General features: G+C 64.7%; 19 protein-coding genes. 10 read left to right on the forward strand and 9 right to left on the reverse strand.

Translation table 11 applies throughout. The annotated features are described in order from the left end of the window. Positions 1 to 6: 6 nt before the first annotated feature. Complete coding sequence (locus ACI48I_RS09915; RefSeq protein WP_498574076.1) at positions 7 to 561, reverse strand: cob(I)yrinic acid a,c-diamide adenosyltransferase; 555 nt, start codon at positions 559 to 561, stop codon at positions 7 to 9. Between the two features lie 73 nt (positions 562 to 634). Here ACI48I_RS09915 and ACI48I_RS09920 point away from each other — a divergent pair, with 73 nt between their 5' ends. The 8 genes from ACI48I_RS09920 (at position 635) to ACI48I_RS09955 (ending at position 9,917) form a co-directional block, all read left to right on the forward strand. Further along, complete coding sequence (locus tag ACI48I_RS09920) at positions 635 to 2,116, forward strand: FAD-linked oxidase C-terminal domain-containing protein (RefSeq protein WP_498574077.1); 1,482 nt, start codon at positions 635 to 637, stop codon at positions 2,114 to 2,116. Positions 2,117 to 2,124: 8 nt separating this feature from the next. Next, a complete protein-coding gene (gene glcE, locus ACI48I_RS09925) occupies positions 2,125 to 3,168 on the forward strand; it encodes a glycolate oxidase subunit GlcE (protein WP_498574078.1) in 1,044 nt (347 codons plus the stop codon). A gap of 1 nt (position 3,169) precedes the next feature. Next, positions 3,170 to 4,411 (forward strand): glycolate oxidase subunit GlcF, encoded by a 1,242-nt coding sequence (gene glcF, locus ACI48I_RS09930; protein WP_498574079.1) that lies wholly within the window; start codon positions 3,170 to 3,172, stop codon positions 4,409 to 4,411. A gap of 380 nt (positions 4,412 to 4,791) precedes the next feature. After that, the gene (locus ACI48I_RS09935) at positions 4,792 to 7,581 is read left to right on the forward strand and encodes a TonB-dependent receptor domain-containing protein (RefSeq protein WP_498574080.1); all 2,790 of its coding nucleotides are present in this window, start codon (positions 4,792 to 4,794) and stop codon (positions 7,579 to 7,581) included. Between the two features lie 148 nt (positions 7,582 to 7,729). Continuing rightward, positions 7,730 to 8,044: a hypothetical protein gene (locus ACI48I_RS09940; protein ID WP_193687059.1), complete on the forward strand. Its 315-nt coding sequence runs from the start codon at positions 7,730 to 7,732 to the stop codon at positions 8,042 to 8,044. An 18-nt stretch (positions 8,045 to 8,062) separates the two neighbouring features. Further along, positions 8,063 to 8,749: a pentapeptide repeat-containing protein gene (locus tag ACI48I_RS09945; RefSeq protein WP_498574081.1), complete on the forward strand. Its 687-nt coding sequence runs from the start codon at positions 8,063 to 8,065 to the stop codon at positions 8,747 to 8,749. A gap of 143 nt (positions 8,750 to 8,892) precedes the next feature. Next, positions 8,893 to 9,282: a hypothetical protein gene (locus ACI48I_RS09950; protein ID WP_498574082.1), complete on the forward strand. Its 390-nt coding sequence runs from the start codon at positions 8,893 to 8,895 to the stop codon at positions 9,280 to 9,282. A 98-nt stretch (positions 9,283 to 9,380) separates the two neighbouring features. Further along, complete coding sequence (locus tag ACI48I_RS09955; protein WP_498574083.1) at positions 9,381 to 9,917, forward strand: hypothetical protein; 537 nt, start codon at positions 9,381 to 9,383, stop codon at positions 9,915 to 9,917. 89 nt (positions 9,918 to 10,006) lie between these two features. On the opposite strand, the gene ACI48I_RS09960 is transcribed toward ACI48I_RS09955, so the two are convergent. Genes ACI48I_RS09960 through ACI48I_RS09970 form a run of 3 tightly spaced genes read right to left on the reverse strand, consistent with a single transcriptional unit; the run spans position 10,007 to position 12,705 of the window. Further along, positions 10,007 to 10,489: a glutathione peroxidase gene (locus tag ACI48I_RS09960; protein ID WP_193687055.1), complete on the reverse strand. Its 483-nt coding sequence runs from the start codon at positions 10,487 to 10,489 to the stop codon at positions 10,007 to 10,009. Between the two features lie 33 nt (positions 10,490 to 10,522). Then, positions 10,523 to 11,659 carry a PilT/PilU family type 4a pilus ATPase gene (locus ACI48I_RS09965; protein ID WP_193687054.1) on the reverse strand — a complete coding sequence of 379 codons (1,137 nt, stop codon included), beginning with the start codon at positions 11,657 to 11,659 and terminating at the stop codon, positions 10,523 to 10,525. Between the two features lie 2 nt (positions 11,660 to 11,661). Further along, positions 11,662 to 12,705 carry a type IV pilus twitching motility protein PilT gene (locus ACI48I_RS09970; RefSeq protein ID WP_193687053.1) on the reverse strand — a complete coding sequence of 348 codons (1,044 nt, stop codon included), beginning with the start codon at positions 12,703 to 12,705 and terminating at the stop codon, positions 11,662 to 11,664. Positions 12,706 to 12,785: 80 nt separating this feature from the next. On the opposite strand from ACI48I_RS09970, the gene ACI48I_RS09975 reads away from it, so the two are divergent. Beyond that, a complete protein-coding gene (locus ACI48I_RS09975; RefSeq protein ID WP_498574084.1) occupies positions 12,786 to 13,487 on the forward strand; it encodes a YggS family pyridoxal phosphate-dependent enzyme in 702 nt (233 codons plus the stop codon). 9 nt (positions 13,488 to 13,496) lie between these two features. After that, complete coding sequence (gene proC, locus ACI48I_RS09980) at positions 13,497 to 14,306, forward strand: pyrroline-5-carboxylate reductase (RefSeq protein ID WP_498574085.1); 810 nt, start codon at positions 13,497 to 13,499, stop codon at positions 14,304 to 14,306. Between the two features lie 88 nt (positions 14,307 to 14,394). Here proC and ACI48I_RS09985 read toward each other — a convergent pair whose 3' ends face one another. From ACI48I_RS09985 to ACI48I_RS10005, 5 genes are all read right to left on the reverse strand, one after another. After that, entirely contained in the window at positions 14,395 to 14,757 is a 363-nt protein-coding gene (locus ACI48I_RS09985; RefSeq protein WP_498574086.1) for a YqjK family protein, read from the reverse strand. After that, a complete protein-coding gene (locus tag ACI48I_RS09990) occupies positions 14,750 to 15,127 on the reverse strand; it encodes a phage holin family protein (protein ID WP_193688822.1) in 378 nt (125 codons plus the stop codon). Before ACI48I_RS09990 ends, ACI48I_RS09985 begins: the two co-directional genes overlap by 8 nt. Next, entirely contained in the window at positions 15,127 to 15,441 is a 315-nt protein-coding gene (locus ACI48I_RS09995; RefSeq protein WP_193687049.1) for an ElaB/YgaM/YqjD family protein, read from the reverse strand. The genes ACI48I_RS09990 and ACI48I_RS09995 overlap by 1 nt, the downstream gene beginning before the upstream one ends. An 83-nt stretch (positions 15,442 to 15,524) precedes the next feature. Further along, positions 15,525 to 16,379: a 4-hydroxybenzoate octaprenyltransferase gene (gene ubiA / locus ACI48I_RS10000; RefSeq protein ID WP_498574087.1), complete on the reverse strand. Its 855-nt coding sequence runs from the start codon at positions 16,377 to 16,379 to the stop codon at positions 15,525 to 15,527. Between the two features lie 74 nt (positions 16,380 to 16,453). Then, positions 16,454 to 17,395, reverse strand: coding sequence for a hydrogen peroxide-inducible genes activator (locus ACI48I_RS10005; protein WP_193687047.1), 942 nt, complete (start codon positions 17,393 to 17,395; stop codon positions 16,454 to 16,456). Positions 17,396 to 17,463 lie beyond the last annotated feature (68 nt).

Here is a 17,463-nt window from a genome sequence, read left to right on the forward strand (position 1 = left end):
CACCCTTCAGCCGCGCTGGCGCTCGTGGTTCCAGAGCACGTCGCTGCCGCCTGCAAAACGGTTCAGCACGCGCGCCAGCACGAACATCAGGTCCGACAGGCGGTTCACGTACTGGCGCGGCTGCGGGTTGATCGTGTCTTCCTTCGATAACGCGACGATGGCGCGCTCGGCGCGGCGGCAGACCGTGCGGCAGACGTGGGCGGTCGAGGCCGCGCGCGAGCCAGCCGGCAGGATGAATTCCTTCAACACCGGCAGGTCGGCATTGTATTTTTCAAGCAGGCCGTCCAGGCGTGCGACGTGCTCGTCCTTGATCATCTGGTAGCCGGGAATGCACAATTCCCCGCCGAGGTCGAACAGGTCGTGCTGGATCGACACCAGTTCTTCGCGCAGGTCCGCCGGCATGTCCTCGCACAGCAGCAGGCCGACGAAGGAATTGAGTTCGTCCACCTCGCCCAGGGCATGGATGCGGGCGCTGTCCTTGCCGGTGCGGCTGCCGTCGCCGAGGCCGGTGCTGCCGTCGTCGCCGGTGCGCGTGGCAATTTTGGAGAGTCGATTACCCATGATGTGCTGCCCCTGAAAAAAGATAGCCCGAGCATACGACAAATCGATGTGATTGTGGCCTACAATCGACGTCATGTCCGCCCCTCTCCACGTCCCCCACGAGCGCCGCGAGCAGGTCGCGGCGGCCCTGCGTGCACGGTTGCCGATTGGCGCCGTCCTGTCCGATCCGGAAGACACGCGTCCCTACGAATGCGACGGCCTGGCGGCCTACCGCCAGCTGCCGATGATCGTCACCCTGCCCACCAACGAGGAGCAGGTGCTGGCGGTCCTGGACGTCTGCCGCGAGCTGAACGTGCCGATCGTGCCGCGCGGCGCCGGGACGGGCTTGTCCGGCGGGGCGCTGCCGATCATTGATGGCGTCGTGCTGTCGACGGCGCGCCTGAACCGCATCGTGCGGGTCGACGATTACGCGCGCACGGCCGTGGTCCAGCCCGGGGTGCGCAATCTCGCGATCTCGGAAGTGGCGGCCCAGTACGGCCTGTACTACGCGCCGGACCCGTCCTCGCAGATCGCCTGCACCATCGGCGGCAACGTGGCCGAGAACTCGGGCGGCGTGCACTGCCTGAAATACGGCCTGACGGTCCACAACGTGCTGCGCGTGCGGGTGGCGACCATCGAGGGCGAGATCATCGAGCTGGGCAGCGAAGCGCTGGACGCGCCGGGCCTGGATCTGCTCGCCGTCTTCATCGGTTCGGAAGGCATGCTCGGCATCGTCACCGAAGTGACGGTGAAACTGGTGCCGAAGCCGGCGGCGGCCCAGGTGATCATGGCCTCGTTCAACGATGTCGTTACCGGCGGCAATGCGGTGGCCAGCGTGATCGCGGCCGGCATCATCCCGGCGGGACTGGAAATGATGGACCGCACCTCGGCGCGCATGGTCGAACCCTTCGTGCACGCCGGCTACGACACCGACGCTGCCGCCATCCTGCTGTACGAGGCCGACGGCACGCCGCTCGAGGTGGCCGAGGAAATCGAACGCATGACGCAGGTGCTGGAAGCGGCCGGCGCCAGTGCGATCGCGGTGTCGCAGACCGAAGCCGAGCGCATGAAATTCTGGTCCGGCCGCAAGAACGCCTTCCCGGCGGCGGGACGCATCTCGCCCGATTACTACTGCATGGACGGCACCATCCCGCGTAAACACCTGGCGCAGGTGCTGACCGGGATCGAGCAGATGGAAACGACCTATGGCCTGCGCTGCGCCAACGTGTTCCACGCGGGCGACGGCAACCTGCATCCCCTGATCCTGTTCGATGCCAACCAGCCGGGCGAATTCGAACGCGCCGAAGCCTTCGGCGCCGCCATCCTGGCGCTGTGCGTGGAAGTGGGCGGCACCATCACCGGCGAGCATGGCGTGGGCATGGAGAAGATCAATTCGATGTGCGTGCAGTTCGAGCGGGCGGAACTCGACGCCTTCTTCGCCGTCAAACGCGCTTTCGACGTGCCGATGCTGCTCAATCCCGACAAGGCGATCCCGACCCCGCACCGCTGCGCCGAATTCGGCAAGCTGCATGTGCACCACGGCGCTGTGCCGTTCCCCGAACTCCCGCGGTTTTAATCTAAAAAATGATCGAACAATTCAGGGACCAGATCCGCGCGGCCGCGGCTCGGCAACAAGCGCTGCGCATCCGCGGCGGCGGCACCAAGGACTGGTACGGCGGGTTGCTGCAAGGCGAGATCCTCGACACGCGCGGCCACACGGGTATCGTCGACTACGAGCCGACCGAACTGGTGATCACGGCGCGCTGCGGCACGCCCCTGGCCGAGATCGAAGCCGTGCTGGCGCAGCAGAACCAGATGCTGGCCTTCGAGCCGCCGCATTTCGGTCCAGGCGCCACCTTCGGCGGAGCGATCGCGGCCGGCCTGTCCGGCCCGCGCCGCGCCAACAGCGGCGGCGTGCGCGACTTCGTGCTGGGCGCCCAGCTGATGGACGGCAAGGGAGACCTCCTCAACTTCGGCGGCCAGGTCATGAAGAACGTGGCCGGCTACGACGTTTCGCGCCTGCTGGCCGGGTCGCTCGGCACGCTCGGGCTGATCACGGAACTGTCGGTGAAGGTGCTGCCGCGCAGCTTCGCTGAAGCCACGCTGCGCTTCGAGGCGAACGAGATCGAGGCGATCCGCATGCTCAACGTCTGGGGCGGGCAGCCGCTGCCGGTATCGGCCAGCTGCTGGCACCGGGGCGTGCTGGCGCTGCGCCTGTCGGGCGCGCGGGCGGCCGTGGACGCGGCGGTAAAATCGCTGGGCGGGCAGGTAGTCGGCGACGCCGCCGGTCTCTGGACCGACCTGCGCGAACAGCGCCACGCCTTTTTCGCCGGCGACGCGCCGGTGTGGCGCCTGTCCGTGCCCTCGACGACCGGCGCCATCGTGCTGAACGGCGAGCAGCTGATCGAGTGGGGCGGGGCGCAGCGCTGGCTGCGCGCGGATTCCGGCGACGCCGAGACCATCCGCAGCGCGGTGCGCGCGGCCGGCGGCCACGCGACCCTGTTCCGCGGCGGCGACAAGGCCGTTGGCGTGTTCCAGCCGCTCGCGCCGGCCGTGGCGCGCATCCACGAGCGCCTGAAAACGGCCTTCGACCCCGCGCACATTTTTAATCCTGGACGGATGTCATAGCATGCAAACCAATCTGGCCGATTTTATAAAAGGCACCGCGGAAGGCAACGAGGCCGAAGCGATCCTGCGCGCCTGCGTGCACTGCGGCTTCTGCACCGCCACCTGCCCGACCTACCAGCTGCTGGGCGACGAACTCGATGGACCACGCGGGCGCATCTACCTGATCAAGCAGGTGCTGGAAGGCGCGGAACCGACGCGTAAGACCCAACTGCACCTGGACCGCTGCCTCACCTGCCGCAACTGCGAAACGACCTGTCCGTCGGGCGTCAAGTACGGGCGCCTGGTCGACATCGGCCGCCGCGTGGTCGAGGAGCGCGTGCCGCGTCCCGCTGCTGACCGCATCAAGCGCACGATGCTCAAGGAATTCCTGCCGCGAACGAGCCTGTTCAAGCCGGCCTACGGCGTCGGCACCGCGCTGCGGCCGCTGCTGTCGAAGGACATGCAGGACAAGGTGCAGCGTCCGCGCCATGCCGGCCACTGGCCGACCCGCGCCCACGCGCGCAAGATGCTGGTGCTGGAGGGCTGCGTGCAGCCGGCGATGGCCCCGAACATCAACGCGGCCACCGCGCGCGTGCTCGATGCGCTCGGGGTGCAACTGCTTGTGGCGCCGAAGGCCGGGTGCTGCGGCGCCGTGCGCTATCACCTGAACGACCAGGAAGCGGGGCTGGACGACATGCGCCGCAACATCGACGCCTGGTGGCCCCATGTCGAGCGCGAAGAAATCGAGGCGATCGTGATGACGGCTTCCGGCTGCGGCGTGACGGTCAAGGAATACGGCCACCTGCTGGCGCACGATCCGGAGTATGCGGCGAAAGCAGGGCGCATCTCGATGCTGACGCGCGACCTGTCGGAAATCATGCCGGAGTTCGAAGAGCAGCTTGCCGTGGCCCTGCGCGGCAAGATCACGGAACGTGTCGCCTTCCACCCGCCGTGCACGCTGCAGCACGGCCAGCAAATCCGCGGCAAGGTCGAAGGCGTGCTGCGCGCGGCCGGCGTCGACGTCGTGCTGTGCGCCGACAGCCACCTGTGCTGCGGCTCGGCCGGTACCTATTCCGTGCTGCACCCGCAGATCGCCCACGAACTGCGCGACCGCAAGCTGGCCAAGCTCGAGGCGACCGGCGCGAAGGAGATCGTGTCGGCGAATATCGGGTGCATGACGCATCTGCAGTCGGGGACCGATACGCCCGTCACGCACTGGATCGAGCTGGTCGATCGGGCCTTGCAGGAGCGCGCGCCGGCCTGACCGGCGCGGCCGCCTGGCCACAGGCGATTGCCAACCCTTACCTTCGTGCAGTGTGCGGTCGCCTTGGCGGTACAGGCACGGCTGCGCATTCTCTTTATCGCACCGATAAAGGGTATTCATTCCAACGCGTGCGCAACTCCGCTACCCTTCCATGTTTCGCTCATGTTACTTGAAAGTAACGTAATGTATCGAAAAAGCGACGGAAGTCACATTGTTTAACACAAAAGAAATAATTAGTGATTCGTAACTTTGCCGTTGGTCAATGTTGTGCAACAGTATTTCTCCGCGTCATCGTCCTGGTTCACGTGTAACTGTGGTGAATGATGTGTGTTGTTAAAATAAATTGACTAGTGGGAGTGGTTTTGAAGCACAAGAGTACTTTGAATAAAAGCGCAATCGCATTGGCGCTGACCCTGGCCTATCCGGCCTTTTCCAACGCCCAGCAGGCGGCCGAACCGGCCGCCCAGATGCAGCGCGTGGTCGTTACCGGCAGTAGCATCAAGCGCACCCAGGCGGAAGCTGCGGGCTCGGTCCAGGTCCTGACGCGCGACGATATCGAGCGCACCGGCCAGACGACGGCCCTCGGCATCCTGACCAGCACCGCTTCCATCGACACCAGCCTGAACTCGGCCACGAGCAGCTCGGGCAGCTTCGCCACCGGTTCATCGGCCGTCAGCATGCGCGGCCTGGGCAAGGTCTCGACCCTGATCCTGGTGAACGGCCGCCGCATTGCCCAATACGGCCTGTCCGACGGCGCCCAGGACAACTTCACCAACCTCGACGCCATCGCCAGCGACGCGATCGAGCGCATCGAAGTGCTGAAGGACGGCGCGTCGGCCATCTACGGTTCCGACGCCATCGCCGGCGTGGTCAACATCATCCTGCGCAAGGACTTCCAGGGCGCCAAGATCCGCGGCAGCTACACCGAATCCCAGCATTTCCACGACAACCGCAACCGTAACGTCTCGGCGATCGTCGGTTTCGGCGACCTCGAACAGCAGGGTTTTAATACCTACATCACCGCCGAAGGCTACAAGAGCGACGGCTACAGCGTCGGCGACCTGCGCCCGTACTACCCGGAATGGCACCGCCAGACCCCGGGCCGCTCGACCTGGGATGCGAAGAGCTCCTACTCGCCGACCGGTAACTACTTCCGCAGCAGCACCAACATCGTCGCCGCACCAGGCTGCCCGGCCGATGCGATCGACCCGGCCGACAAGCTGTGCAAATGGGACGCGCTGCCGTACTCCGGCCTGACCACCGACAACAAGCGCCATGCGATCGCCAGCAACACCCACTTCCGCATCGGCAAGGATATCAACGCCAACTTCGAAGTGACGACCTCCCGCTCGACCAGCGAATACATCGTCGCGCCGTTCAGCGTGAGCAACCAGAGCGCGACCAGCTCGACGAGCATCTGGTACGACGTGTACGGCAACAAGATGGTCGGGCCGTTCTCGTATCCGAAACTGCCGGTCGGTCACCCGATGAATCCGTACAGCGTGCCGACCGAATACCGTGCGCGCATGATGGACACCGGTAACGGCTTCAACTTCAACCGCACCGAAGCCGAGCAGTCGCGCGTCATGCTGACCCTGGACGGCACGATCGGCGGCTTCGACTGGCGTTCGGCCGTCGGTTCGATGAAATCGTCGGCCGTGAAAGCCACCCGCGCCGTCAGCGCCACCGGCTACACCAACGCCATCGTCAACGGCACCTACAAGTTCGGCCAGCAGAACGATCCGGCCCTGCTCGAAGCGATGTTCCCGGTCCGTACCACGTCGGGCGAAGCGCACATCAAGTTCTTCGATGCAACCATCGACGGTACCGTGATGCAACTGCCTGCCGGTCCGCTGAAAGTCGCGGTCGGTACCGACATCCGCAGCAACGGCTACCGCATGAAGAGCTCGGACAACGTCCTGCGCGGCGAGCTGGTCGGCGTGTTCGGCCTGCAGGTCGACGACACCGTCAACCAGTACGCGGTCTTCTCCGAAGCGAGCGTGCCTGTCGTCAAGAACGTCGAACTGAGCGCGGCCCTGCGTGCCGACAAGACCGACGGCTTCGACTCGCACCTGTCGCCGAAGCTGGGCCTGCGCTGGAACGCCGCCAGCAACCTGCTGCTGCGCGCCACCGCATCGGGCGGCTTCCGCGCACCGAACATCGTCGAATCGGGTAACGGCCTGGGCCGCAGCTCGGTCGCCACCAGTGTCGTCGACCCGCGCCGCTGCCCGATCGCCAACCAGCTCAACGACCTGGTGCAAAAAGGCGCCGGCGCCACCGCCGCCGACAAGGCGCAGGCCAACACCTTCCGCAACGCGGAATGCGTGGGCAACCTGCCGAGCTTCGTGCGTTCGAATCCGGAACTGGAACCAGAAACCTCGCGTTCGTACACCGCGGGCCTGGTCTTCGAACCGGTCAAGAACTGGACGATGGCGATGGATTACTACCTCATCGAGCGTCGTAACCAGATCGGTACCCGCGCGACGACCGACATCCTGAAAGGCGAGGCGGACCTGCCTGCCGGCCAGCTGATCCGTGTCGACAACAGCGCCGCCGACAACGAGTTCCTGGCCCTGGTGAAGAAGTACGCGCCGAACAACACCATCAACTACGGCAACGTCGGCCAGCTGGGCATGGTCTACAACCCGTACGTCAACAGCGGCAAGACGCGCGTCTCGGGCATCGACTTCGATGCGTCGGGCCGCTTCAAGCTGCTGGGCACGGACGTGCGCCTGAAACTGGACGGCACCTATGTGCTGAAGTACCAGACCTTCAGCGAAGCGACGAATGCCTACGACCGCAACATGGTCGGCACCTGGGACTTCGGTTCGCGCATGACCGTCAAGGCACGCGCCTACGTGAAGCAGGGCGACTTCGACCACGGCGTCACCTGGAACTACGCCAGCGGCTACAGCAACAACAGCATCTTGCAGCCAACCTACTGCGCCACGCAGAAAGTGGTGGCGGCAAACCTGGCCGATTGCGAACGTGTGGACCACAACACCACCGTCGACTACACGCTGGCTTACTCGGGCATTCCGCACGTGAAGCTGAACCTGTACGTCTACAACCTGTTCGGCGAAGACCGTCCGATCGAGTGGCGCGACGGCTGGCGCACGACCTCGCCGCAGTTCCGTACTTTCGGCGTCGCGGCAAGCTACACCTTCTGATCGTCTGAGCGTTTGACGATGTCCTAGCAAGAGACCAGGCTTCGGCCTGGTCTTTTTTTTGCGGGACGCTGCCGCGCGGCACTGCGCCCGCATCGTCCGCACGGTCGTGATAGCATCCCTTCCTTTTCGATATCCGCAAGAGAAAGCAATGAGTTTCGTATTTCGCCTGGTGCGCGAGGAGGGCGGGCTCGAGCCCGTCGTCGTGTTCGAAGATTCGACCAGCCCGGGCTTCGTGCCGCTGTGGGAAGAGGTGGGGGTCTACGATTCGCTGTACAACAGCGACGGCAAATCCGCGCGCGAAGTGTCGCCCAGCATTGCCTATGGCCTGGACCGGGTCAGCGAGGACGCCTCGCTCGCGCGCCTGATACCGCCCTCGCTGTCGCAGGGCGAAGCGATCCGCTTCCTCGAAGACGTGAACCGCGCCTGCGTGATCCACCGGACGGCGCAGGTCCAGACGCGCTAGCGTCGACACGGCTTCCCCATGACGCGTCACACCAGCACCGTTTCCGGCGAAGCGATCGACCGCGCCCGCATCGAACAGCTGCTGCAAGAGGACGCGCTGCTCGTCTTCGAAGACTGCGATTTTTCGGGCGCCGACCTGGCGCGCCTGAACCTGCAGGACAGCGTGTTCAGGAATTGCGCACTGCCCGAGACCTCGTTCTACGCAGCCAACCTGGCGCGCACGCACTGGCAGCGCTGCCGGGCAGGGCAGGCCGATTTCGAGGCCGGCGACCTGGTCGACGCGCGCTTCGAAGCCTGCGACCTGAACAACACCAGCTGGCGCCGCGCCAGGCTGGCTTCCTGCACCTACTGCAGCTGCAAGCTGACCGGCGCCGCCTTCGAGGAGGTCAGCTATCTCGGCCTCTCGTTCGAGGATTCGCTCCTGATCGGCGCCGACCTGCGCCGCATGTCCTTCAAGAAGATGACGCTCGTCGGACTCGACTTCGCCGACGCCGACTTATCGGGCTGCGACTTCCGCGAGGCCGTCTTCGAAGGCGGCAGCCTGCGCGACGCCCACATCAAGGACACGCGGTTCGAGGGTGCCGACCTGCGCGAGGCGGACCTGGGCGGGCTGAAGCTGGTCAATGCAAAACTGTTCGCGGGCGCGACGATCTCGCCGCGCCAGGCCGCGGAACTGGTGCGGGCGATGGGCCTCTCCGTCGCATAGCAACACTTGTTGGCGCACTTGTAAGCAAATGCCAGGAATGTAAGGGATTGTTAAACACGTCAACAGCCCAGGTAGCCGCTCCGTTATTGGCTCAGTGACGTAAGAAACGCGCACTGACAAGACAACCCACTAGGAGCCGCACCATGAAAAAAATCATCGCCACCCTGATCGCCGGTCTGTTCGCAAGCGCCGCATTCGCCCAAACCACTACCACCGCTACCACCGCCACGACCGTGACGCCGGCACCGACCAAGGCGGAAGTCAAGGCGGATGCAAAAGCGGATACCAAGGAAGCGAAAGCTGCCGTGAAAGCCGATACGAAGGAAGCGAAGGCGACCCTGAAGGCCGATACCAAGCAAGCCAAGGAAACGATCAAGAGCGACTCCAAGGAAGCCAAGGCCGCCGTGAAGGCCGACGCCAAGGAAGCCAAGACCGCCGCCAAATCGAGCGTGAAGCCGCCAGCCGAGGTGACCACCACTACCCACACCGGCACCCATGGCGCCGATGTCTCGACCACCGCAAAAACCAAATAAGCCAGGCAAGCACCAATGACCGATGAAGCCCGCGTCGCCGCGGGTTTCTCTGCCCGGATACTGTCGCACGGACGACGACCAATACAAGGAGCCACACCATGAAGAAAATCACCGCCACCCTGATCGCCGGCCTGTTTGCAAGCGCTGCCTTCGCACAAGCCCCGGCCACCCCTGCCGCCAAAGCCCATACCGGCAAGGTCAATGCAAAGACCGCTGTGCTGGTGGACAACAAGGACGTCAAGACGACCCTGAATGCCAAGGCGACGCCTGCGACCGCCACGACCACCACGACCACGACGGTCGACGCCCAGCCGGCAGCGAAGTCGGAAACCCCGAAGGCGAAGAAAACCGTCCACGCCAAGCCGAAGCACAAGCAGGCGAAGGCCAAAGCCAAGACTGAAGCCGTAGACACGTCGGCATCGACCTCCGGTTCGAGCTCGACCGCGGGTTCGACCTCGTCTTCGACCCAAGTGCAGGCCGGTGCCGCGGCGACCACGCCAGCTGCCCCCGTCCTGACCACGACCCCGGCCACGACGCCGGTCAGCGCCAATGTCGATGCCACCGTCGCGCCGTCCACGGCCCCGATGCCAGTCGACACGCCGGCCGCTCCAGCGCCGACGCCGATCACGAAGTAAGCGCACGCCTGTAGTGAAAAAAGCCCGCACCAGTGCGGGCTTTTTTCATGTGCGGATGCGTTTCCGGGTGCCGCGTCGCGAGGGTTTTGTTACCGGCCCAGCAGCTGTTCAATATCGCCCGTGATCTCTTCCGGCTTGGTCTGCGGCGCATAACGCCTGACGACCTTGCCGTCGCGCCCGACCAGGAATTTCGTGAAATTCCACTTGATGAGTTCCGTGCCGAGCACGCCCGGCGCAGCATGCTTCAGGTGCTGGAACAGGGGATGGGCGCCGGGACCGTTGACCTCGACCTTGGCGAACAGCGGGAAGCTCACGCCGTAGTTCTTTTCGCAGAAGGCGCCGATCTCGGCTTCGCCGCCGGGTTCCTGGTGGCCGAACTGATTGCAGGGAAAACCCAGCACTTCGACGCCGCGCTCGCGGAACTGGCGATAGACTTCTTCCAGGCCCTTGTACTGGGGCGTGAAGCCGCAGGCGCTGGCCGTGTTGACGATCAGGAGTACCTTGCCGCGGTAGCGCGACAGGTCGATGGGGGTGCCGTCCAACAGGGCGGCCTGGAAGTCGAAAACGTTCATGGCAGGATGATAACGCGTATCACCCGCGCGCGGTCAGACCAGGCCGAGGTGCTCGGTCCCGCTCGAGAAATCGCGGTCCTTCGCGTTCTTGCTGTTGAGCTTGATGTTCAGGCGCAGGTCGTTGACCGAATCGGCATTGCGCAGCGCATCCTCGTACGAAATCCTGTCTCCCTCGTACAGGTCGAACAGGGCCTGGTCGAAAGTCTGCATGCCCAGTTCGCGCGACTTCTTCATGATCTCCTTGATCTCGTGGACTTCGCCCTTGAAGACCAGGTCCGAGATCAGCGGAGAATTGAGCATGATTTCCATCGCCACTACGCGGCCCTTGTCTTCCTTCTTCGGGATCAGGCGCTGCGAAATCAGGCCGCGCAGGTTCAGCGAGAGGTCCATCAACAGCTGCTGGCGGCGCTCTTCGGGGAAGAAGTTGATGATGCGGTCGAGCGCCTGGTTGGCGCTGTTCGCGTGCAGGGTGGCCAAGCACAGGTGGCCGGTCTCGGCGAAGGCGATCGCATGTTCCATCGTCTCGCGGTCGCGGATCTCTCCGATCTGGATCACGTCCGGCGCCTGGCGCAGGGAGTTCTTCAGGGCCGCCTCGAAGCTGTCGGTATCGACGCCCACTTCGCGCTGCGTGATGACGCAGTTCTTGTGCGGGTGGACGAATTCGACCGGGTCCTCGATCGTGATGATGTGGCCGTAGCTGTTTTCGTTGCGGTAGCCGACCATGGCGGCCAGCGTCGTCGATTTACCGGAGCCGGTGGCGCCGACCATGATCACCAGGCCGCGCTTGGACATGATGACGTCCTTCAGCACGTTCGGCAGGGCCAGGTCCTCGAACTTCGGGATCTGCGTCGTGATCGTGCGCAGCACCATGCCGACGCTGCTCATCTGGACGAAAGCGGAGACGCGGAAGCGCCCCAGGTCGCCCGGGCTGATCGCGAAGTTCGCCTCTTTCGTCAGCTCGAAGCCGGCTGTCTGCTTGTCGTTCATGATCGAACGCGCGAGATCGGCCGTGTGGGCGGCCGTCAGGGGCTGGCTGGAGACCGGCGTCATCTTGCCGTCGATCTTGATCGCCGGCGGGAAGCCGGCGGTGATGAACAGGTCCGAGCCGCCCTTGCTGACCATCAGGCGCAGCAGGTCGAACATGAATTTTGAGGCCTGGTCGCGTTCCATTTTTAGCCCGGGAAGTTTTCAGGAATTTTGGCGGCCGAACGGGCCGCGGCGCTGGAGATCACGTTGCGGCGCACGAGGTCCGTCAGGTTCTGGTCCAGGGTCTGCATGCCGACATTGCTGCCGGTCTGGATCGCCGAATACATCTGGGCGATCTTCGCTTCGCGGATCAGGTTGCGGATCGCCGGCGTGCCGATCATGATTTCGTGGGCGGCGACGCGGCCCGTACCGTCCTTCGTTTTCAGCAGGGTCTGCGAAATCACGGCCTGCAGCGATTCCGACAGCATCGCCCGCACCATCTCCTTTTCTTCGGCCGGGAAGACGTCGACGATACGGTCGATCGTTTTCGCCGCGGACGAGGTGTGCAGGGTACCGAACACGAGGTGGCCGGTTTCGGCGGCCGACAAGGCGAGACGGATGGTCTCGAGGTCGCGCAGTTCGCCGACCAGGATCGCGTCCGGGTCTTCGCGCAGCGCCGAACGCAGCGAGTTGGAAAACGACAGGGTGTGCGGGCCGACTTCGCGCTGGTTGATCAGGCATTTCTTCGAGTCGTGCACGAATTCGATCGGATCTTCAATCGTCAGGATGTGCCCGTATTCGGTCTCGTTCAGGTGGTTGACCATCGCCGCCAGCGTGGTCGATTTGCCCGAGCCCGTCGGACCCGTCACCAGTACCAGGCCGCGCGGTTTCAAGGCCAGTTCGCCGAAGATCTTCGGCGCGTTCAGTTCTTCCAGCGTCAGGATCTTGGACGGAATGGTACGCAGGACGGCGGCGGCGCCGCGTTCCTGGTTGAAGGCGTTGACGCGGAAGCGCGCCAGGCCGGGGATCGCGAACGAGAAGTCGCATTCCAGGATTTCTTCGTACTGCTTGCGCTGGCCGTCGTTCATGATGTCATAGATCATGGCGTGCACGTCCTTGTGCTCGAGCGGCGGCAGGTTGATGCGGCGTACGTCGCCATGCACACGGATCATCGGCGGCAGGCCGGCCGAGAGGTGCAGGTCGGAGGCCTTGTTCTTCACCGAGAAGGCGAGTAGTTCTGAGATGTCCATTTATAATCCCTATGCGGTGGAGGAGCAGCTCCGGCGTACCTCTTCAGTACCTGCGCGAAAATTTCCTATAGAAAACAATTATGTCCACAATCGCCGCCAACTTGCAAGCTGTCGAAGCGATAATCGCGACCGCCGTGCAGGCCGCCAACAGGCCGCCATCGAGCGTGCAGCTGCTGGCCGTATCGAAGACCTTCCCAATGGAAGCTGTGCTCGAAGCGGTGGCTGCGGGACAGCGCGCTTTCGGCGAAAACTATCTGCAGGAAGGCGTCGAAAAGATCGCCGCCGTGGCGCGCGCGCAACCGGACCTACCCCTGGAGTGGCATTTCATCGGCCCGATCCAGAGCAACAAGACGCGCCCGATCGCGACCAACTTCGCCTGGGTCCACACGGTCGAGCGGCTGAAAATCGCGCAGCGCCTGTCAGAACAGCGTCCGCCGGAGCTCGGCCCGCTGAACGTCTGCCTGCAGGTCAACATCAGCGGCGAGGCGACCAAGAGCGGCGCCACGGCGGCCGAGCTGCCGGAGCTGGCGCGCCAGGTCGCGGCGCTGCCGAATTTGCGGCTGCGCGGGCTGATGGCGATTCCCGAACCGCAGACCGACCCGGCCTTGCAGCGCGCCGCCTTCGCCAGGCTGCGCCAGCTCGCCGACAGCCTGCGCGCGGGCGGTCTGGCCATCGATACGCTCTCGATGGGCATGTCGGGCGACATGGAATCCGCGATTCTCGAAGGCGCGACCATCGTGCGCGTCGGCAGCGCCATTTTCGGCTTACGCCATTACGACTGAAGGATTGAGATGAAGATTGCTTTTATTGGCGGCGGCAACATGGCGACCGCGCTGATCGCCGGCCTGGCGAAGGTCGGCGGCACCCAGGTACACGTGGTCGATCCGAACCCGGAAGCCCTTGCCCGGCTGGCGGCGCAATACGGCGCTACGACCGCGGGCGGCATCGACGGCGCGGTGGCGGATGTCGACGTGATCGTGCTGGCGGTGAAGCCGCAGCAGATGCGCGAGGTGGCAAGCACGCTGGCGCCGCATTTGACGGGAGGTCCGCTGGTGCTGTCGATCGCCGCCGGCATCCGCGGCACGGACCTGTCGCGTTGGCTGGGAGGCTACGGCGCCATCGTGCGCGCGATGCCGAATACGCCGGCGCTCATCAAACAGGGCATTACCGGCCTGGTGGCACTTGCCGGCGTGAGCGAGGCGCAGCGCAAGGCCGCCGACGAGGTGCTGCGCGCGGTCGGCCAGACCGTGTGGCTGATTGATGAAGCTTTGATCGATCCGGTGACGGCGGTGTCGGGCAGCGGTCCGGCTTACGTGTTTTATTTTCTGGAGGCGATGGTCGCCGCCGCGCAGGAGATGGGTCTCAGCGCGGAGCAGGGCAGGGAGCTGGCCCTGGCGACCTTCAGCGGCGCCACCCAGCTGGCGGCGCAGTCGGACGAATCCCTGGACGTATTGCGCCAGCGCGTGACCTCGAAGGGCGGCACGACGCATGCGGCGATAACCAGCATGGAAGCGGCGGGCGTGAAAGAAGCGATCGTCGCAGCCATGAAGGCGGCAGCGGCGCGCGGACGCGAGCTGGGAGACGAGTTGGGGAAGGATTAAGAGCGGTGGGCACGGGGCGCCCACCCTGCACGCGTATCCGGTAGGGTGGGCACCCTGTGCCCACCATGCAAAGCGCTAGCCTGACCGGCTATTCCAGATGCCCGCCCAAGCGCGAGCGAACAATCGGCAGCACCCGCTGCACCGTCGGCAGCATCCTCTGCACCAGCGGCACCACGCGCTGCGCGACCTGCCACAGCGAGGCACCCGCCGCGATCACGCCCAGCACCGGCTTGGGCCGCGCGATCATCATGCCGGCCACGACCCCGGCACCGGCCAGCAAGGTCTTGCGATGCGCGCCGATAAACCCTGCCGCACCCTGGACCCGCTCCACGGGCGCCTTCAGCAAATTGAGGTGATCGGCCAGGTCCCCACGCTGGCGCGCGCATTCCGCAACCAGGTGCGCACGGCGCATCGCCAGCGGTGTTTTCTCGCCGTTTTTCCCCTTACTCATGTGCCGCTCCCGTGCCCTGGATGAAGCCGATGTCCTTGCCCAGTTCCGCGCGCGTGGCGGCCAGCATCGGGCCGCGCGCGGCGAAGCCGGCACGCACCTTCGCCAGGATCAGCACGGCGGCCAGGGCGAACGCGCCGGCCATGGCGCCGATCGCGAGCAACCGGTGCTCGTCCCAGAACAGCACGATGACGAACAGGGCCACCAGCATGAACGCGAAAGCGCCGAGGAAGGCGGCCAGCAGCGTCCAGGCCGCATAGCCCAGCAGCGACTGCGCTTCCTCGCGCGCCTCGACGGCGGCCAGCTCCAGGCGCGTGCGCGCCATGGAAACGAGCGTCGACCCGATCCGGCCGACCGTCTCGGTGAAGACCATCAACGACGATTGATCAGCATGCCCAGCACGACGCCGACAGCGGCGCCGATACCGACGGCCTTCCACGGATTGTCCTTGACGTAGGTGTCCGTGGCCCTGGCGGCAGCTTTCGATTTCTCGACGACTTCCAGGTTGGCCAGGCCTTCCTTGGCGCTGGTCAGGGCGCCTTCGAACTTGGCTTTCGCTTTCGTGAGCTCTTCGCCGGTCAGCGAGCCGCCGTGGCGCAGCCAAGCTTCGGCGTCCTGGATAACGGTCTTCAGGTCGGCCATCAGCTGGTCGCGGGCGCCGGTCTGGGTCGGGATTTTTTCCATCATGGGGAGGTCCTCTTTATCTAAATGTGGGTCGCGGCCAGGCGGCCACGATCGTGCAACACAAGGGTCGTGCATTTCGGACAATATTATCCTAATGCATAGTCTAACGCGACACCAACGAATAGTGCCGCACCCAACCAATTGTTGTGGCGGAAGGCGGCAAAGCAGCGCATCCGGTCGCGGTCGCGGATCAGGGTGTAGTGGTACAGCGCCATGCCGGCGGCGACGACGACGCCCGCGACAAACCACCAGCGCAGGCCGAGCATCCAGCCGCAGGCCAGGTCGATGGCAAGCGCCGCGCCATAGCACAGCATGACCGCAAGCACGTCGAAGCGGCCGAAGGTGATGGCCGAGGTGCGGATGCCGATCTTTAAATCGTCGTCGCGGTCGACCATCGCGTATTCGGTATCGTAGGCGACCGCCCAGAAGACGTTCGCCAGCAGCAGCCACCAGGCGATGGCGGGTACCTGGCCCTGCACCGCGGCAAAGGCCATCGGGATGCCGAAGCCGAAGGCGATGCCGAGGTAGGCCTGGGGAATCGCGAAGAAGCGCTTGAAATACGGATAGGAGCCGGCGACGATCACGGCCAGCACGGACAACTGCTTGGTCAGGGTATTGAGCGGCAGGATCAGCAGGAAGGAGACGATGGCCAGCACGGCGGCCACCATGACCGCCTCCCAGCCCTTGATGCGTCCGGAAGTCAGCGGCCGGTCGACGGTGCGCTTGACGTGCTTGTCGAAGTCGCGGTCGGCGTAATCGTTGATGGCGCAGCCGGCCGAGCGCATCAGGGCGGTGCCGAGGACAAAGATGACGACCACCACCGGATCGGGCTTGCCGCCGGAGGCCATCCAGAGCGCCCACAGCGTGGGCCAGAGCAGGAGGAGGATGCCGATCGGCTTGTCAGCGCGGACCAGCCGGAAGTAGAGCGCCAGCTTGTTCATGAGTCGCTTCTTGTCGTGCAAGAATTATTGTGGACAAGACAGCGATTTTACCGGGTTTGGCACCCCCGACGAGTTTACGCGGCTTTTTCCAGCGCCAGCATATCCACCCCCGGCAAGTCGCACTGCGCCACCGCATTGCACACCGCCTCGATCGCCGCCCGCCGCGTAAAACTCTTGCGCCAGACGATGACCACGCGCCGCGAGGGCGCCGGCTTGGAGAAGGGAACGAAGGAAAGCATGCCGTTCGGATCTTCCATGTCGCGCACCGAGGCGCGCGGCAGGACAGTCAGGCCGATGCCGCTGGCCACCATGTGGCGGATCGTCTCCAGCGACGAGCCCTCGAAGGTGCGCTGCATGCCGTTGCCCGGCGACGAGAAACGCGCCATTTCCGGGCACACTTCGAGTACCTGGTCGCGGAAGCAGTGGCCGCTGCCCAGCAGCAGCATGGTTTCCGCTTTCAGGTCGTCGGCCGGGATCTCGCGGCGCTTCGACCACGGATGGGTGCGCGGCGTGGCGACAACGAAGGGCTCGTCGTACAGGGTCTGCATCAGCATGCCGTGGTCGGGCAGCGGCAGCGCCATGATGGCAGCGTCGAGTTCGCCCTGGCGCAGCAGCTCCAGCAGTTTGACGGTGAAATTTTCCTGCAACACGAGCGGCATCTGCGGCACATTGTCGATCAGGTTTTTCACCAGCGGCGGCAGCAGGTAGGGGCCGATCGTGTAGATCACGCCCAGGCGCAGGGGGCCGGCCAGCGGGTCCTTGTTCTGCTTGGCCAGCTCCTTGATCGCGGCGGTCTGCTCGAGCACGCGTTCGGCCTGGGCCACGATCTGCGCTCCCACCGGCGTCACCGACACTTCCGAACCGCCGCGCTCGAACAAGGTAACGCCGAGCTCGTCTTCGAGCTTCTTGATGGCGACCGAGAGGGTGGGTTGGGCTACGAAACACGACTCGGCGGCATGGCCGAAGTGTTTGGCGCGCGCAACGGCGACGATGTATTTCAGCTCGGTGAGTGTCATAGAAGTATGGTCAGTCGCATTGCAGAGATGCAATAATAAACCTGCCACCGCCCGGCGTGGTCAGCCAG

The organism is Massilia sp. LXY-5, from assembly GCF_059801075.1.

What these genes read in the sequence shown, in the direction of transcription:
- ACI48I_RS09915 (WP_498574076.1), bottom strand. Translation starts at nt 561, where the DNA reads ATGGGTAATCGACTCTCCAAAATTGCCACGCGCACCGGCGACGACGGC.
- ACI48I_RS09920 (WP_498574077.1), top strand. Translation starts at nt 635, where the DNA reads ATGTCCGCCCCTCTCCACGTCCCCCACGAGCGCCGCGAGCAGGTCGCG.
- glcE (WP_498574078.1), top strand. Translation starts at nt 2,125, where the DNA reads ATGATCGAACAATTCAGGGACCAGATCCGCGCGGCCGCGGCTCGGCAA.
- glcF (WP_498574079.1), top strand. Translation starts at nt 3,170, where the DNA reads ATGCAAACCAATCTGGCCGATTTTATAAAAGGCACCGCGGAAGGCAAC.
- ACI48I_RS09940 (WP_193687059.1), top strand. Translation starts at nt 7,730, where the DNA reads ATGAGTTTCGTATTTCGCCTGGTGCGCGAGGAGGGCGGGCTCGAGCCC.
- ACI48I_RS09945 (WP_498574081.1), top strand. Translation starts at nt 8,063, where the DNA reads ATGACGCGTCACACCAGCACCGTTTCCGGCGAAGCGATCGACCGCGCC.
- ACI48I_RS09950 (WP_498574082.1), top strand. Translation starts at nt 8,893, where the DNA reads ATGAAAAAAATCATCGCCACCCTGATCGCCGGTCTGTTCGCAAGCGCC.
- ACI48I_RS09955 (WP_498574083.1), top strand. Translation starts at nt 9,381, where the DNA reads ATGAAGAAAATCACCGCCACCCTGATCGCCGGCCTGTTTGCAAGCGCT.
- ACI48I_RS09960 (WP_193687055.1), bottom strand. Translation starts at nt 10,489, where the DNA reads ATGAACGTTTTCGACTTCCAGGCCGCCCTGTTGGACGGCACCCCCATC.
- ACI48I_RS09965 (WP_193687054.1), bottom strand. Translation starts at nt 11,659, where the DNA reads ATGGAACGCGACCAGGCCTCAAAATTCATGTTCGACCTGCTGCGCCTG.
- ACI48I_RS09970 (WP_193687053.1), bottom strand. Translation starts at nt 12,705, where the DNA reads ATGGACATCTCAGAACTACTCGCCTTCTCGGTGAAGAACAAGGCCTCC.
- ACI48I_RS09975 (WP_498574084.1), top strand. Translation starts at nt 12,786, where the DNA reads ATGTCCACAATCGCCGCCAACTTGCAAGCTGTCGAAGCGATAATCGCG.
- proC (WP_498574085.1), top strand. Translation starts at nt 13,497, where the DNA reads ATGAAGATTGCTTTTATTGGCGGCGGCAACATGGCGACCGCGCTGATC.
- ACI48I_RS09985 (WP_498574086.1), bottom strand. Translation starts at nt 14,757, where the DNA reads ATGAGTAAGGGGAAAAACGGCGAGAAAACACCGCTGGCGATGCGCCGT.
- ACI48I_RS09990 (WP_193688822.1), bottom strand. Translation starts at nt 15,127, where the DNA reads ATGGTCTTCACCGAGACGGTCGGCCGGATCGGGTCGACGCTCGTTTCC.
- ACI48I_RS09995 (WP_193687049.1), bottom strand. Translation starts at nt 15,441, where the DNA reads ATGATGGAAAAAATCCCGACCCAGACCGGCGCCCGCGACCAGCTGATG.
- ubiA (WP_498574087.1), bottom strand. Translation starts at nt 16,379, where the DNA reads ATGAACAAGCTGGCGCTCTACTTCCGGCTGGTCCGCGCTGACAAGCCG.
- ACI48I_RS10005 (WP_193687047.1), bottom strand. Translation starts at nt 17,395, where the DNA reads ATGACACTCACCGAGCTGAAATACATCGTCGCCGTTGCGCGCGCCAAA.